The sequence below is a fragment of the Methanococcoides sp. AM1 genome (assembly GCF_900774055.1).
In the GTDB taxonomy this organism is placed as follows: Archaea; Halobacteriota; Methanosarcinia; order Methanosarcinales; family Methanosarcinaceae; genus Methanococcoides.
In genome coordinates this window covers 118,013-132,821 of the sequence record NZ_CAAGSW010000006.1, presented here as the reverse complement: position 1 = coordinate 132,821, position 14,809 = coordinate 118,013, and the positions used below count along the sequence as shown (strand labels likewise).

Below are 14,809 nucleotides of genomic sequence, written 5' to 3'. Positions count from 1 at the left end.
TCAACAACTTTAGCGGAATGGAGCACCTTCACATTCAAATGTGAACTTCTCATATACTTCCTTGTAGTGTTCAGAGTTGTTGTCGTGTTTCATCTTTGCAAGTTTCTCGATAAGTCCCATACCTGGCTTTGGTTCTTCCATGAACTCAAGTTCACTTTCGACCATCTTGAAGTACTTCTCACCGGCATCAGTGCGTATTAATACACAGTTCCAACCATCAGGAGTACCTACTGAACCTACTGAGATATCAGCAAAGACTGATGTGTAGTCATTGCAGTGGTGGCATGGGTTCCTTGCGTGTGGAGCGACCTTTGAGATCGGAACGTTGTGCTCTTCCCCATCTTTGGTGTATGCCCAGAACTTACCCTTTCCGAAGTCCATCTTTTTGACATCTTCGATGTTGACACCCATGATCTCCGGGATGATCGTCTTGGTCATGACGTCGTGGTAGAAACTCTCCATACAGAGCAGACCTACGATAAGTACGATCTTGTCGTTGACATTTTCGGAGATGAGCCTTGCACCGTGTGCCTGGCATGGTACACCGACCACAGCGATCTTTTCATACTGGTTGAATGGATCTCTCAGTGCAGAAAGAACGGAATCGTATGTGTATTTGGTACCTTTTGCCTTCTCGACATCTTCTGCATTTGTGAAGAGCTCAAGTTCGGTTTCCCATTTTTCGTTCATAGTGATACCGACAACGCAGTCGATCTCACCCTGTCTAAGGAGTGACCGTGCAATAGCTGAGGTGACACCGCCGTCCTGACCGACAATGTTGCTCTTTGCAGCAAGGAAACTTCTGACGTTTGCAAATTCATCTTCGAAGTAACCGTCTACAACGGGGCAGATCCTGCTGCATGTAAGACATCCCTCACATACATTTGGCGCAGCACCGTGTGAGTAAAGCGAAAGATTATCCGGGTCGCGGATCTCTGCAGCTTTCTCGCCCATTACTATTGCACCGGCAGGACATGCTGAAACGCATGCCCCACAAGCGGTACAGACGTCATACTCGATGACGTCCATAATTTTTGGATGAACCATCAGTTTCCTCCGATGATCTCCTTTCCGATGAGTTTTATTGCTTTCTCTTTGTTTGGTCCGATTGGTGAACCTGCAACGATCTGGGTTACGCCGATGTCAAGCAATTCGTTAATCCTTGCCTTACAGTCGTCTGGGGTACCAGAAATGGAGAATGCATCCATCATGTCATTTGTGACCATGTCACCCATGAGTGCTCCGAAGTCGCCCTTTGCGATTGCTCCGCCGATGTCTCCCTTTGCAGCGACATCAATGCCGTGGCGTTCGAGGACCATGTCTGGTGAACCTGCAACGATGAAAGCTACAACGATCTTTGCTGCGCTCTTTGCCTTTGCAGCATCCTTGTCAATAGAGAAGCATGCGTATGCTGCAACGTCTACATCTTTTGGATCTCTGCCTGCTTTCTGTGCACCAGATGCGATCTGCTTGACTGCTACTTCAAAGTCCTTTGGGTGTGATGCGTTGATCAATACACCGTCTGCGACCTCTCCTGCGAGCTCGAGCATCTTTGGACCCTGTGCACCCATGTAGATAGGTACGTCTCCGGTCTTGAATGCCAGCTTTGCGCCACCGAACTGGACCATGTCGCCGTCCATTGTGACCTTTTCGCCTGCGAAGAAGGAACGAAGTGCGGAAATGTTCTCCTTTGTGGTTGTTAATGGCTTGTCCCAGGTGATTCCCATTGCGTCGAAGGTTGCCTTGTCACCAGGGCCGAGACCTAAGATTGCACGTCCGCCGGATATCTCGTTAATAGCACCGATACTGGAAGCTGTGATTGCTGCATTCCTTGTGTAGGGGTTTGTAACGCCGGTACCGAGCTTAATGCTGTTTGTGTTCATGGCAAGAACTGCCAGTGTTGAGTAAACATCACGGTTGTTGTAGTGGTCTGTGATCCACACATTGTCAAATCCCTGCTGTTCTGCGAGCTTTGCGTAGTGTGCGATCTTAAGCACTGGATCATTTGGCACGAATTCTATTCCGAATGTCATTTAAATCCTCCAATTTAATAATGCTATTCAGGATTACATGCATATATTAAAACCTTATTGGTTTATCCCGAACGTCTGGTTATTATTTATGCTAAGCTTAATATCTGTTTGTACGATGCAATCTCAAGATCAGATATAATTTATAGTAATTAGTTTATATTTTAGGAAGAAGACCTTTTTTCAAACATGCCCTTTCTTTTGCCTGTAGCTTTCTGACAGTCCTTTGTGCAAATACCGATATGCATAAATATTCATCTAACGTATTTTTAAGAGTAAGAACGAATCCATTTAATGTGATTCCAGAGACTTTCCGGGGTTATCATTCAATACATTTGGGAATTGTATTGATGAAGTATATTTTCAGGTAGCTGTAAAAATGTTTCCTCTTAATATACTCTGAGATCATTGTTCCTTTCTGTATTTTTGATGCCTATTGGAAAAATCTCCTGTGCAGTACAGCCGTTGGAACAATATTAAAAAGCACCTTTTCGAAAAAGAATCCGGTGATCGAATGAAATGCTATGAATGTGCAAAGAACGGAAAAGAAACAGATGTCGTAGGTATCTGCATCGTATGTGGTAAAGGGGTTTGTAAGGAACATCTTAAGCGTGAGAAAATACCAGAATGGGATGGTGAATTTGATATCAAGCTCAAATGTATTGGTGATTCATGTAAACTAAAGGATATGCAACCATTGCTCAAGATATTGTGCACGTCATGCCATGAGGCTCTGGTGGAGAATAAGTGAGGTGATTACCATGATGAAATGTTATGACTGTATGGAAGAAGGCAAGGACACGGAAGCTGTAGCTGTTTGTATCGTATGTGGAAAAGGCCTTTGTATGGACCATTCGAAAGAACTTCCTCTTCCAGTCTCCGTTGGGAAACCACCCAATGTCAAACACCTGCACAATGCTCTTCCAAGGATAATGTGCAACTATTGCTTGCGTAATACAATAGAGGATGGATTCGATTGAGTTAATAATTTATGCGTCTATAATTCTAAAGGGAGTGATTAAACATGAGTGAAAGTAGGGAAGTAATAGAAAGTATTGGGGAAAAGATGGGCTTTACGCCACAGATCCTTGAAACACTGGATGCCATAGATCCTCAGTTCGTCAGGAAATATACCCGATGTGATCACAAGATCCTGTCCGATGGTGCCCTTCCGGCAAAAATGAAGATATTGATGGCTCTTGCTGTTGTGGCATCCAAACAATGTGAATCATGTACTGTAGCACAAATGAAAAGCGCATTAAAACACGGTGCAACAAAAGAAGAGATCATGGAAACAATGGAAGTTATCTCTATCACATCAGGGGCACCTGCTATTGCAGCATGCCGTGATGCATTGAAATTGTTAAAGTAAGCCATACTTCCACTTTTTTGGTGGAAGCAAAGGGAACAACTCAATAATGGATCGCATTATTTTCCTGCGTTCCTCTTTTCTCGGTTTTGTTCCTTTTTTAATTATTTCTTTCAATTATGTGTCGCTATAATGTATTGAGGAGGATTTCGTATAAGGTCTATTCACTCTTGTTTGATCCTGTTATTGTTCGCATCGTTCGTCCTGTTGATCGCAGGTGCTGCTGCTGCAGCGGAACCTACCGGTTTTGGTGAACTTGACTCAGATGACTTCGTAAGCCAGTCTAAATGTGCTAACTGTCATGCTATAATACGTAGTCAATGGGAGGGAAGCATGCATGCTTACGCCTATACCGATCCACTTTATCAGGCAGAATTACAAATGGCAAGTGAAGAGACCGGTGGGCAGACCGATGAATTCTGTTCACGCTGCCACACGCCAATAGGTGTATTGGGTGGTGAAGTTCCTCCGATCGATGGCTCTATGGCAAGTGATGTGGCGTTAGAAGGGGTCCAATGTGATTTCTGTCATACTGTCCCTGAAGGCGCAGGTATCGGTGACGGTGCGTTTATTTCAAGTCCTGGTGATGTCAAGTGGGGACCACTTGATGATGCGCCTTCGGCTTTCCATGAATCGGAGTTCAATGAGTTCTACACAGAAGCTGAATATTGTGGGATGTGCCACAATGTGAACAGTCCTTTCAATGGCCTGCCTCTTGATGATACCTATACATCCTGGGCTGATAGCCAGTATGCCGAAGACGAAGTTACATGCCAGGACTGCCACATGACTCCTGGTATAACGCAATTTGAAGCAAATCCCGGAAGGTCTGCATCCAGTGCCCCGAAGAGGGATCACATTTCAATACATGAAATAGTCGGAGGCAATTCCTTCATGCTTGATGTCCTTAGCGATGGTATGTATGGTGAAAAGGCGGTGGAGAGGCTGCAGAAGGCTGCAACACTTGAAGTGTCAGTGCCTAATGAAGCAGCATCGGGCGAAGAGATCATTATAGATGTATCGATCACCAACTCCGGGGCGGGGCATAAGCTTCCAACAGGTATCACCGAGGTCAGGCAGATGTGGCTGGAAGTTTCTGTTACCGATGCAGATGGAAAACAGCTGTACAATTCAGGGCAGCTTGATGATGAAGGCAACATTGAAGATGCAGTTATCTATCACACCGTTCTTGCTGATGCCGAAGGTCAGGTAACTGATAAACTGTGGGAGGCAGAATCCATTGTTTCTGATAACAGGATCCTTCCAAAAGGAACTGAAGTTGAATCACATTCATTCGTCATGCCTGAAGATTCGGTAGATCCGATACTTGTTGAAGCAAAGTTATTATATCGTTCTGCACCGCAGGATATGGTAGACGAACTATTTGGTGAAGGTACTTATGATGTTCCTGTGGTCGATATGGTGAACGCCTATGGCTCTATCAATGGTGAAGCTGATATTCCATCTGAGCCAACGCCTGGTTTTGGTGGTATCTTGCTTGTAATATCCATGATCGCAGTGGCTTGTATCTATAGGACCAAAAAATAACGTTGGAGGAATTAACATACCTGGTAATGTAATAAAACTGCTTGGAATATCCGGAAGTCCTCGAAAGAAGGCAACAGATCGTATGGTCAGGGCGGCTTTGGAATTTGCTGAGGAGAAATATGATGTGGAAACTGAATATTTCTCTGCAAAAGGGAAGGACCTGAAGTTCTGTATCCATTGTGATCATTGCGTCCGGACCAAACAGGGTTGCATACATAAGGATGACATGCTGGAACTTTATGATAAGATGGAATGGGCCGATGCATGGATAATCGGCACTCCAGTTTATCAGGGAACTCTTAGCGGGCAGACAAAGGTCATGATGGACAGATGCCGTGCGGTTGTAGCTCGGGACCCGAAGGTATTTTTAAACAAAGTCGGGGCAGGGATGGCAGATGGTGGTGATCGTGTAGGCGGGCAGGAGCCGGCTTTGCAGGTCATTCATAACTTCTATATTATAAGTGAGATGCTTCCCGTATCCGGTGGTTCATTTGGTTCAAATCTTGGAGGCACCTTCTGGTCACAGGACAAAGGTGCTGAAGGTGTTGAAGCGGATGATGAAGGCTTGAGAAGTATGAGAAAGACTGTCCGCAAGTTGATTCAGACAGCTCAGTTGGTAAAGAATGCATCTGCGGAGGAAATATAAATGGAATTTGAAGCACCTATTATTGAAGTAATACAGCAGACCCACGATGTTAAAAGCTTCAGGATTGACAGGCCGGATGGTTTCGATTATAAGGCAGGACAATATTTCTTTGTCAGTATTCCTGTAAATGGGGAGGTCCAGCGCAAGCCTTTCACAATATCAAGCAGTCCGACCGAGAAGGGCTTTCTGGAATTTACCAAGAAGCTTACAGGGCATGATTTTTCTAATGAGCTTGATTCTATGGATGTGGGTGATCTTTTACTCATAAACGGTCCTTATGGACGTTTCACGTTCGAAGGTGAATTCGATAAGATCGCCCTTATCAGTGGTGGTATCGGTATAACTCCTATGATCAGCATCTGCAGATATTGCAGTGACACAAGGTCAGGCACGGATATCATTATTCTAAGTAGTAATAAAACGGTTGAAGATATTGCATTCAGAGATGAACTGGAGGTAATGGATAATAAAAATGCCAACCTAAAAGTTGTGCATACCCTGACACGTGCAGAGGATGACTGGCCGGGTTGTAAAGGAAGAATATGTGATACCATTATCATGGATCACATCCCGGATTTAATGGAACGTGTTATCTACGTATGTGGTCCTCCGGCTATGATGAAAGCAACGGAAGAATTACTACTTAATATGAATGTTCCTAAAAATCAGATCAAGAAGGAAGCACTTGTGGGACTCTGAGATGTATTTATTAACAATGTTGTTCGAATTATGAAAAAATGAGGTGAATTATATGGATCTAAAAGGAAGTGAAACTGAAAAGAACCTTTTGAAGGCCTTTGCAGGTGAATCTCAGGCAAGGAATCGGTATACATACTTTGCATCAGTTGCGAGAAAGGCAGGATACCAGCAGATATCTGCTATCTTTACTGAGACTGCTGATAATGAGAAAGAGCATGCAAAAAGGTTGTTCAAGTTCCTCGAAGGTGGTGATGTCGAAATAACAGCTTCCTATCCGGCAGGCATTATCTCTGACACGAGAGCAAACCTTGAATCTGCTGCCAAAGGGGAGAACTACGAATACACAACAATGTACCCGGAGTTTGCAGAAGTTGCTGAAAAGGAAGGTTTCTCTGAGATCGCAGGCGTATTCAGGCACATAGCTATTGCAGAGAAAGGTCATGAAGAGCGCTATCGCAAACTTGCTGCAAATCTGGATCACGAAATGGTCTTCAGGAAAGATGGCACAGTTGCATGGAGATGCCGCAACTGCGGATACATCCATGAAGGTCCTGAACCTCCTGAGGAATGTCCTGCATGTGCCCATCCACAGGGCTATTTCGAGGTAATGGCTGAGAACTACTGATCACGAGGTTATGGCATGAAACGTATAGCATGGGGTATTACAGGTTCAGGCGACCAGATAGTTGAGACCTACCAGGTAATGCGTGATATTAAAGAACGTACTGATATCGAGTTCATGGTCTTCCTTTCAAAGGAAGGGGAGGTCGTAATGAAATGGTATCGGATGTGGGATGGCATCCAGAGGGATTTCCCTAACTTCAAGACAGATGCAGGTCCGAACTCACCATTTATTGCCGGTCCTCTTCAGGTAGGTCATTATGATGCTCTTATCATCGCACCGGCTACCGCTAACAGTGTTGCCAAGATCGTCTATGGTATTGCTGATTCGCTGGTAACAAATGTAGTTGCCCAGACTGCCAAGGGCGACACTCCAATTTATATTCTGGCAGTTGACCAGAAAAGAGGAACTGTGGATACGGTTGCACCAAACGGAAAGAAGATGACACTTAAAATGCGTGAGGTGGATGTGTCCAATTCGGAAAAACTCGGACAAATGGAAAATATCACATTGCTTGAGAAACCCGAAGACCTCTATGCTCTTGTGGGTCTTGATAAAGAATAACTTCTCCGTTGGGGTCCTGTGTGGGATCTCTTCCTTTTTTTCCTTTTACTAATTATTTTGTGAATATAATCTTAGTTTTATCACACATTTCTTTAATTTATCCTTAGTCGTAGATCATTCCTTCTGACATGTATTCTTTTGCTAAGGGCTGATCAGTTTCCATCTCCTGCAATGCACTATGGGCTGCATATGCTGCAAGTATGCTATCCAGGGCATCACCTTCTGCATTCTCAAGGGCTGCTTTCACGACTTTTTTTTCCAGTTCAATTTTCCATGTCTTTATGGCGGCCAGTATCATACGGCGATTTTCGAGTTCCCTGTTGCTCTTTCCTTTGTAAGGTACGTAAATATCATTTCTCTTGAGTGTGCAGGCCGGGCAGATCTCTGCCAGTAATGCCTTTTCGGGAAGAGGTTCCTGTATTGGCATTATGCGCACATGTTCTTTTTTCAGTAATGGTTCGATTATGTATTTGATGCCGTAATATGTCTGTCTGTAAAGTCTCAGGTTGTAAACACAAAACGGAGCTTTTTTCTGAATTTCGGTTTTGCGCTTAACTTCCTTGTTTCCCATGGCACTACGACATTTGGCGCGAAAGTCTTCAGGGGAGTTATAATTTTTTGAAAAATTCAGTATTGAGCTTTCCCAGCTTTGGCCATCGATCATTGCTTCAGGGAACCCTAGTGAAAGATCAAGGCCGAAGATGGCTTTTGTTTCGGTCGAAATGAGGTATCGGAGAAAAGAAAGACAGTTATCCCTGTCCTTACTGATACTTTCTGGCATTAGGTCGGATATTGGGCAACAACTGTTGATGTGAAGTGTTCTGTTATGTATCGTGCCCCTGCTTACCCATATCTTCTTACATGCGGTCTTTGATCCGCTGAAGTCGACCCCATAAATAAGGGTTTTTGAGTTTGCAGGGGGTGAGGGCATCGTAATTCTTAATTTTCTCTTTTGCCTTCGATAAATTCGTTTGTCATGCGGTATGCATCATCATCAGGGAACTGCCTTGGTGGGTGCTTCATGAAATATGATGCTGGTGAGTAAAGTATTCCGCCTGTTCCTCTGTTCAATGCTATCTTGCAGCAGCGAATTGCATCGATGACCACGCCTGCGGAATTTGGTGAGTCTTCCACTGAAAGGCGAAGCTCGAGGTTCATTGGCACATCGCCGAAAAGCTTACCTTCCATTCTGAGGAAGCATAGTTTATTGTCCTGCTGCCATGGTACGTAGTCACTTGGTCCTACGTGGATGTTGTGATCATCCAGTCTCTCGGCAAGCACTGACTGCACAGCTTCTGTCTTTGATGTCTTCTTGGAAGAAAGCCTGTCCCTGTTGAGCATGTTGAGGAAGTCTGTGTTACCGCCTGTGTTAAGCTGGTAGGTCCTTTCAACTTTAACTCCTCTCTTCCTGAAAAGATCTGCAAGGGTTCGGTGTGTAATGGTAGCTCCAAGCTGAGCTTTTATGTCATCCCCTATGATCGGGATTCCCTTTTCTTCGAACTTTTGTGCCCATTCAGGATTACTGGCGATGAATATTGGCATGTTGTTGATAAAAGCAACTCCAGCATCCAGTGCACATTGTGCATAGAAACGAGTTGCAATTTCAGAACCAACTGGAAGGAAGTTCAAAAGGATCTCTGCGCCGGATTCCTTTAATGTGGAGACTATCTCCTCGTCTGTGGATTCTTTTTTGGAGGATGTTATGAATCTGTAGTCATCTTCATAGTCCACCATGTGTTCGGAGACACCATCCTTGATGTTTCCCATCGTGACCTTTACGCCGGTCTTTGGCACATTGGGACAAAAGACTGTTGTGCAGTTAGGGGCTGCAAAAATAGCATCTGCAACATCTTCTCCAACCTTTCTCTCATCAATGTCGAATGCTGCTACTACTTCAATATCAAAAGGTCTGTACCCGCCAACATCCCAATGCATTAGTCCTATCGCATCTTTTTCCGCTTTGTCTTTGTAGTACTCAAGGCCCTGGATCAGTGAACTTGCGCAGTTACCGATTCCTGCGATTGCGATTTTTATTTTGTCCATAACACTTCCTCTTAGCTAAAGTGAACGATATTGATGATATAAAATATATTAATCGTTATGCAATGTCCTAATGTTTACAGTCAAATAAAAAGGTTTCTAACAAAGACGACTTCCTGGGGGTAAATGTAGCTTTATCTTTCTTTATCTTTATGCTGCTTCCTGCTTTCAGAAAAGCTTTTAAGTCGTGAAAACCGTTTATTTTTTGAGAAACTTTATTTCTGTACTGATGGGGAAACAAACGCAGGTATCAACGCATGCCTGTTATTTCTTTGGCAATATAATATAAAAGGAGATGGTATTATTCAGAATGTATCAGACGAATTTCCGAATGTGGGCAATATAGGTTCCGTTGAAGAAGCAGTGAAGCTGGGAATCTCTTTTGAGGATCAGGGCAGGGATTTTTATCTGGAGTTTGCGGAAACCGCCACGGACCCTGCTGCCAAAGAAATGTTCCTGTACCTTGCAGAAGAAGAAAAGAAGCATGCTAAATATTTGCAAAGCTATCTGAAAGGTGAGGATCTTTCCATTGAGGATGAATCAGATCTGCCGGATTTCAGGGAAGCATTCGCATCAGAGTTTACTGGTGAAGATCTTGGTGAGGTCGGGGTAATGCTGGCTGCCATGCGTCTTGAGCGAAAGACCGAAGACCTTTATCTGATGCTTTCAAGTGTGTCTTCTGATGCCGGTCAACGCGAGTTCTTTGAAAAGCTTGCTGCAGTTGAAAGAGGCCATTACGACCTGATCGACGGTTTGCTTAATGCGGTTACCGGTTTCAGGATGCAGACTTGATCAGTTGAGGTTTTTATGGATCCAATAGATGAAAATCTTGAGATCGCAAAAGGCATCTACTGGGTAGGTGTTGTTGACTGGAACCTGCGCGATTTTCATGGTTATGCCACTCCTAAGGGTGGTACATATAACGCTTATCTTATTGTCGATGAAAAGATAACACTTATAGATACTGTGAAGGCGGAATTTGCTCCCGAGATGATCGAAAGGATACGCAGGATAGTAAATCCCTCTAAGATCGATTATGTGATCTCTAATCATGTGGAAATGGACCATTCAAGTGGTCTGCCTGCGATCATGGGACTGGCAAAGGATGCTAAGGTTTTCTGCACAAAGCATGGCAAGGCAGGACTGAATGAATATTATGAGGCTGGTGGCTGCCGAGACTGGGACTTTGAAGTTGTGGATACCGGGTATGAACTTGATCTTGGATCTCGTACTCTGATGTTCATTGAAACTCCGATGCTGCACTGGCCGGATAGTATGCAGACATACCTGAAAGAGGACAAGATCCTCTTTTCTAACGATGCTTTCGGTCAGCATCTTGCTACCTCTGTAAGGTTCGAGGATGAAGTGGAGGGCGGTGCTATTGAGGATGCGGCTATCTATTATGCTAATATCCTGATGCCATTTGGATCAAAGGTTATAAAGTATGCTGAGAAGATCGCAGATCTTGATATTGAATTTGATATGATCGCACCATCGCACGGCGTGATCTGGAGGGAGGACCCTTCGCGTATCGTTGATGCTTATCTGAGATGGGCAAAAAGGGAAGTCATTCCAAAAGTACTGGTCATTTATGATACTATGTGGAATAGTACTGAGATAATGGCAAAGGAAATTGTCGAGGGCGTTCGGGAGGGTGGCGTCGAAGCCAAGCTTTTCCATTTGCGCAAGAATGACTGGAGCATGATGTTAAAGGATTTGATGTTCTCTCCTGTAATTGCTCTTGGATCTCCTACTATGCATGGTACTATGTTCTTTACGGTATCAGGTTTCCTGACATATATGAGGGGCCTTCGTCCTAAAGATAAAAGTGCTGTTGTATTTGGCTCATACGGCTGGGGTGGCGGTGCGGTAAAGGGAATGGAAGAGCTGTTAAAGACATCCGGTTTTGATATAATAGAACCTGGTCTGCAGGTTAAGTATAAGCCTTATGAAGCTGATATTAAAGCTTGCAGAGAACTTGGTATAAGACTTGCAGAACTTGCATTGAAGAAATCTAACTGAATATAAGGAAGTGATTAAATATGAAATTTGAAGGCGAACTTGAAGAAGAATTCTACCAGAGATCAAAGAAGAATGCAGAAGCAACCGGGTACAAACTTAATTCTGACTATGATGTCATTACAACTGCTGTAAAGGGCATCTGCAACAACAAGCGTGAATTTGGTGAATGGTATTGCTTCTGTCAGAAAAGGTCTGGTGATGTCGAAAAGGATAAGAAGATCATCTGTCCATGCGCTGCCCGCAGCCGGGATGTAGAGACACGCGGTGCATGTCGCTGTGGCCTGTACATGAAATAAAGGACCCTGTGGTCCTTTTAAACCTTATTTATTTCTTATTTTCTTATGATCATTTTTGAATGGGGGATTATTCTTACAATGATCTTCGTTTAATTGTTCTAGGATAGTTAGCTATATTTAGAAGGATGTGTTTTATGATAGATGTAGGGCACAGTTCACCATTATTGGACAGACATAGACAGTCATTAGTGTCCATATTAATATCACAGGTCATTGATCATATCCGGAGATACAAAAAATGAAAGTATTGGTAAGTGATTCATTATCAGAGGAAGGAGTTTCAAAACTTCAGGAGCATTTTGAAGTCGATGTTTCAACAGGTCTTTCAGAGGACGAGCTTGTAGGGAAGATCGTTGATTTCGACGCTCTTGTGATCCGTAGCGGTACGCAGGTAACAAGAAGGGTCATCGAAGCTGCAGACAATCTTAAGATCGTCGGAAGGGCCGGCGTTGGTGTGGACAATATTGACATTGATGCTGCAACTGAAAAAGGGATCATTGTTGTTAATGCACCTGAAGGTAACATGCTCTCCGCAGCAGAACACACTATTGCTATGATGATGTCTATGGCAAGGAACATTCCCCAGGCAAATGCTTCTCTTAAAGCAAAGAAATGGGAACGTAAGAACTTCATGGGTGTCGAGGTCAATGGCAAGACACTTGGGGTTATTGGTCTTGGTCGTATTGGCGCTGAAGTTGCAAAACGTGCACAGGGTATGGAGATGGATATTCTTGCATATGATCCTTTCATTACAGGGGAACGTGCAAAGGCTATGGGTGTCGAGCTTACTACTGTTGATGATATTGCAAAGAGGGCAGATTTTATTACTGTTCACACACCGCTTACAAAAGAGACACGTAATATCCTTGATGCAGCTCAGTTCGATATGATGAAGAGCTCTGCAAGGGTGATCAATTGTGCTCGCGGTGGTATAATAAACGAAGAAGCTCTTGCTGATGCACTTAAAGCAGGCAAGATCGCAGGTGCTGCGATCGATGTGTTCACCAGTGAACCACCATTTGAATGTCCTTTCATCGATCTTGAAAATGTGGTCGTGACACCTCATCTGGGTGCTTCTACTGAGGAAGCTCAGGTAAATGTTGCAGTTTCTGTTGCTGAAGAGGTAATTTCTGTCCTAAACGGCGGCTCCGCTCGCAATACTATCAATATTCCGGCTGTCAAACCGGAGGTCATGGCTGTACTGGCTCCATATATAGGGCTTGCTGAAACTCTGGGAAGTGCAGTAGCACAGCTTCTGGATACGAATTATGACAAGATCGAGATCTCCTATAAAGGTGAGATCTCAGAAAAGGACACAAGGGCTGTGACAGTTGCGGCTATTAAAGGTGTGCTTGAGGTTGCATTAGGATCTGCTGTGAATTATGTTAATGCACCGGCCCTTGCAAAATTAAGGGATATTGAAGTTGTGGAAAGCAAGTCTGAGACATCTGATGAGTATGCTTCTACTATTAGTATCGGGCTTTTCCAGGATTCTAATTCCAGGTCTGTTACAGGTGCTGTGGTTGGAAGTGAACCAAAGATCATAACGATCAACGGTCAGCATGTAGATCTTGTTCCAAAAGGTTATATGATCGTTTCAAACCACATCAACCGTCCGAATGTTATCGGTCCATGCTGTATCGCACTTGGTGCTAACAACATTAACATTTCCGGCATGCAGGTCGGACGTGCTGAAGTTGGCGGGCAGACCATAATGGCACTTAATGTGGATACAGAGGTTTCAGAAAAGATCCTTGATGAGATCCGCGGAATTGACGGCATACTTGATGCAACACTTGTGACACTTTAATTTATATGTCACCAATGCATGGGTTAATATGCCCATGTATTATTTTCGGATCAAATGGGAGTATTGATCACATATGATGAGAAAGCGCGTATACCACCGATTCCCTCACAGGGAGGTCCAGTTCGAGCAGAAGCACCGTTACTATTCAGACCTGCCTTTTTTTGTGAAGGTAATGGCAGGCATGGATGGTAAGTTTGGAATGTTCGTGACAGAATCCGCGACCAAGAAAGGCCATCGAATTCAGGCAAAAAGAGAGATCGGTGTTGAGGTCGCGATGAACAGTATGGATTTTGCTCCTCTTAATTACGAGAACGTAGATTCTGTAATCGATACTATCGAACCGGAAGGTATTATTGATTTCCGGATGACACTTTCCTATAGCTATCTTGATGGGAAATATAATCGTGTGCCTTTAAGGGGTGATGTATATCTTGTGCGTGCTATCCTTGAGTCTGAGGTACTCACCTTGAGGGTAAACCACATAGATGGCCAGGAGCGCACTGAATGTGGTCGTGTGGCAGATACGATCATAGATGAACTTCGACGTGGTGCATGAATGGATGAATTTAATCTGGTGGTGGCTTCACCTTTCAAGAAGAATGCCACATCTTCTCTTTCTATAAAGGATTTTGAATTTGCTTTGTCCTTTGATCTTAAATGGATGTCTCCTGCACAGGCATCGAAGGTCAGGGACCAGGCAATAATGTCTTCGATCCTGAAATTTGAAAATGGGGAACTTATCCTGAACATGGATGCTGATACAGTGGATATTCCTGCAGGGTTCAAACCATCTGAAGATCTCTTTCGGGAAAAGGGTAATATTGAGAAGATAATGGACATTCTCATCTCAGATAGTGGTATGAGCAAAAAAGAGGTTGCTTCATGCATAAACATTAAACAGGATTCTCTGGCAGGACTTGTTGATGTGGAAGTAGCAGCTTTACTGGTGGCTCATGACATGGGGTGTGATGCAGGTGATCTTTTTGATGTGGTCTATCAAAGGGTATCAGGCATTTCTGATCAATAATGACATTCGTATTTTCGCATAATCTTTATGTACTATTAATATAATTATGTGCAACTCCAGTTAATTATTAACTGATACATCTTCAAAGATGTTCGAACGCAGAAATGCGTGAGTAAGAAAATCTTGCGGAGGGACA

General features: G+C 43.8%; 18 protein-coding genes. 14 read left to right on the top strand and 4 right to left on the bottom strand.

Annotated features, from left to right (window positions below):
* Positions 1-9: 9 nt before the first annotated feature.
* Together fpoF and mer are read right to left on the bottom strand one after the other, a co-directional pair.
* Complete coding sequence (fpoF, locus tag E7X57_RS11870; protein WP_135613163.1) at positions 10-1,047, bottom strand: F420H2 dehydrogenase subunit FpoF; 1,038 nt, start codon at positions 1,045-1,047, stop codon at positions 10-12.
* Complete coding sequence (gene mer / locus E7X57_RS11865) at positions 1,047-2,033, bottom strand: 5,10-methylenetetrahydromethanopterin reductase (RefSeq protein ID WP_135613162.1); 987 nt, start codon at positions 2,031-2,033, stop codon at positions 1,047-1,049. The genes fpoF and mer overlap by 1 nt, the downstream gene beginning before the upstream one ends.
* A 511-nt stretch (positions 2,034-2,544) precedes the next feature.
* Here mer and E7X57_RS11860 point away from each other — a divergent pair.
* The 8 genes from E7X57_RS11860 (at position 2,545) to afpA (ending at position 7,478) form a co-directional block, all read left to right on the top strand.
* Positions 2,545-2,781 carry a DUF2180 family protein gene (locus E7X57_RS11860; protein ID WP_135613161.1) on the top strand — a complete coding sequence of 79 codons (237 nt, stop codon included), beginning with the start codon at positions 2,545-2,547 and terminating at the stop codon, positions 2,779-2,781.
* 10 nt (positions 2,782-2,791) lie between these two features.
* Positions 2,792-3,010, top strand: coding sequence for a DUF2180 family protein (locus tag E7X57_RS11855; protein ID WP_135613160.1), 219 nt, complete (start codon positions 2,792-2,794; stop codon positions 3,008-3,010).
* Positions 3,011-3,054: 44 nt separating this feature from the next.
* Entirely contained in the window at positions 3,055-3,402 is a 348-nt protein-coding gene (locus E7X57_RS11850) for a carboxymuconolactone decarboxylase family protein (protein WP_135613159.1), read from the top strand.
* 171 nt (positions 3,403-3,573) lie between these two features.
* Positions 3,574-4,947, top strand: coding sequence for a multiheme c-type cytochrome (locus tag E7X57_RS11845; RefSeq protein ID WP_135613158.1), 1,374 nt, complete (start codon positions 3,574-3,576; stop codon positions 4,945-4,947).
* A gap of 16 nt (positions 4,948-4,963) precedes the next feature.
* Positions 4,964-5,593 (top strand): flavodoxin family protein, encoded by a 630-nt coding sequence (locus E7X57_RS11840; protein ID WP_135613157.1) that lies wholly within the window; start codon positions 4,964-4,966, stop codon positions 5,591-5,593.
* Positions 5,594-6,292 (top strand): FAD-binding oxidoreductase, encoded by a 699-nt coding sequence (locus tag E7X57_RS11835; RefSeq protein WP_135613156.1) that lies wholly within the window; start codon positions 5,594-5,596, stop codon positions 6,290-6,292.
* Positions 6,293-6,344: 52 nt separating this feature from the next.
* Positions 6,345-6,917, top strand: a complete 573-nt coding sequence (gene rbr, locus E7X57_RS11830) for a rubrerythrin (RefSeq protein ID WP_135613155.1) — start codon at positions 6,345-6,347, stop codon at positions 6,915-6,917.
* A gap of 15 nt (positions 6,918-6,932) precedes the next feature.
* Entirely contained in the window at positions 6,933-7,478 is a 546-nt protein-coding gene (afpA, locus tag E7X57_RS11825) for an archaeoflavoprotein AfpA (RefSeq protein WP_135613154.1), read from the top strand.
* Positions 7,479-7,581: 103 nt separating this feature from the next.
* Here the strand turns inward: afpA and E7X57_RS11820 are convergent, their stop codons facing one another.
* Together E7X57_RS11820 and E7X57_RS11815 are read right to left on the bottom strand one after the other, a co-directional pair.
* Positions 7,582-8,409: a hypothetical protein gene (locus tag E7X57_RS11820; protein ID WP_135613153.1), complete on the bottom strand. Its 828-nt coding sequence runs from the start codon at positions 8,407-8,409 to the stop codon at positions 7,582-7,584.
* A gap of 8 nt (positions 8,410-8,417) precedes the next feature.
* Positions 8,418-9,521, bottom strand: a complete 1,104-nt coding sequence (locus E7X57_RS11815) for an inositol-3-phosphate synthase (RefSeq protein WP_135613152.1) — start codon at positions 9,519-9,521, stop codon at positions 8,418-8,420.
* A gap of 330 nt (positions 9,522-9,851) precedes the next feature.
* On the opposite strand from E7X57_RS11815, the gene E7X57_RS11810 reads away from it, so the two are divergent.
* From E7X57_RS11810 to E7X57_RS11785, 6 genes are all read left to right on the top strand, one after another.
* A complete protein-coding gene (locus E7X57_RS11810) occupies positions 9,852-10,310 on the top strand; it encodes a ferritin family protein (RefSeq protein ID WP_244603695.1) in 459 nt (152 codons plus the stop codon).
* Positions 10,311-10,325: 15 nt separating this feature from the next.
* Positions 10,326-11,540: an FprA family A-type flavoprotein gene (locus E7X57_RS11805; protein ID WP_135613150.1), complete on the top strand. Its 1,215-nt coding sequence runs from the start codon at positions 10,326-10,328 to the stop codon at positions 11,538-11,540.
* A gap of 20 nt (positions 11,541-11,560) precedes the next feature.
* A complete protein-coding gene (locus tag E7X57_RS11800; RefSeq protein ID WP_135613149.1) occupies positions 11,561-11,836 on the top strand; it encodes a ferredoxin-thioredoxin reductase catalytic domain-containing protein in 276 nt (91 codons plus the stop codon).
* 238 nt (positions 11,837-12,074) lie between these two features.
* Positions 12,075-13,646, top strand: a complete 1,572-nt coding sequence (gene serA / locus E7X57_RS11795) for a phosphoglycerate dehydrogenase (protein WP_135613148.1) — start codon at positions 12,075-12,077, stop codon at positions 13,644-13,646.
* A 73-nt stretch (positions 13,647-13,719) separates the two neighbouring features.
* The gene (locus tag E7X57_RS11790; protein ID WP_135613147.1) at positions 13,720-14,202 is read left to right on the top strand and encodes a hypothetical protein; all 483 of its coding nucleotides are present in this window, start codon (positions 13,720-13,722) and stop codon (positions 14,200-14,202) included.
* Positions 14,203-14,673, top strand: coding sequence for a DUF2240 family protein (locus E7X57_RS11785; RefSeq protein WP_135613146.1), 471 nt, complete (start codon positions 14,203-14,205; stop codon positions 14,671-14,673).
* The last annotated feature ends 136 nt before the right edge of the window (positions 14,674-14,809 follow it).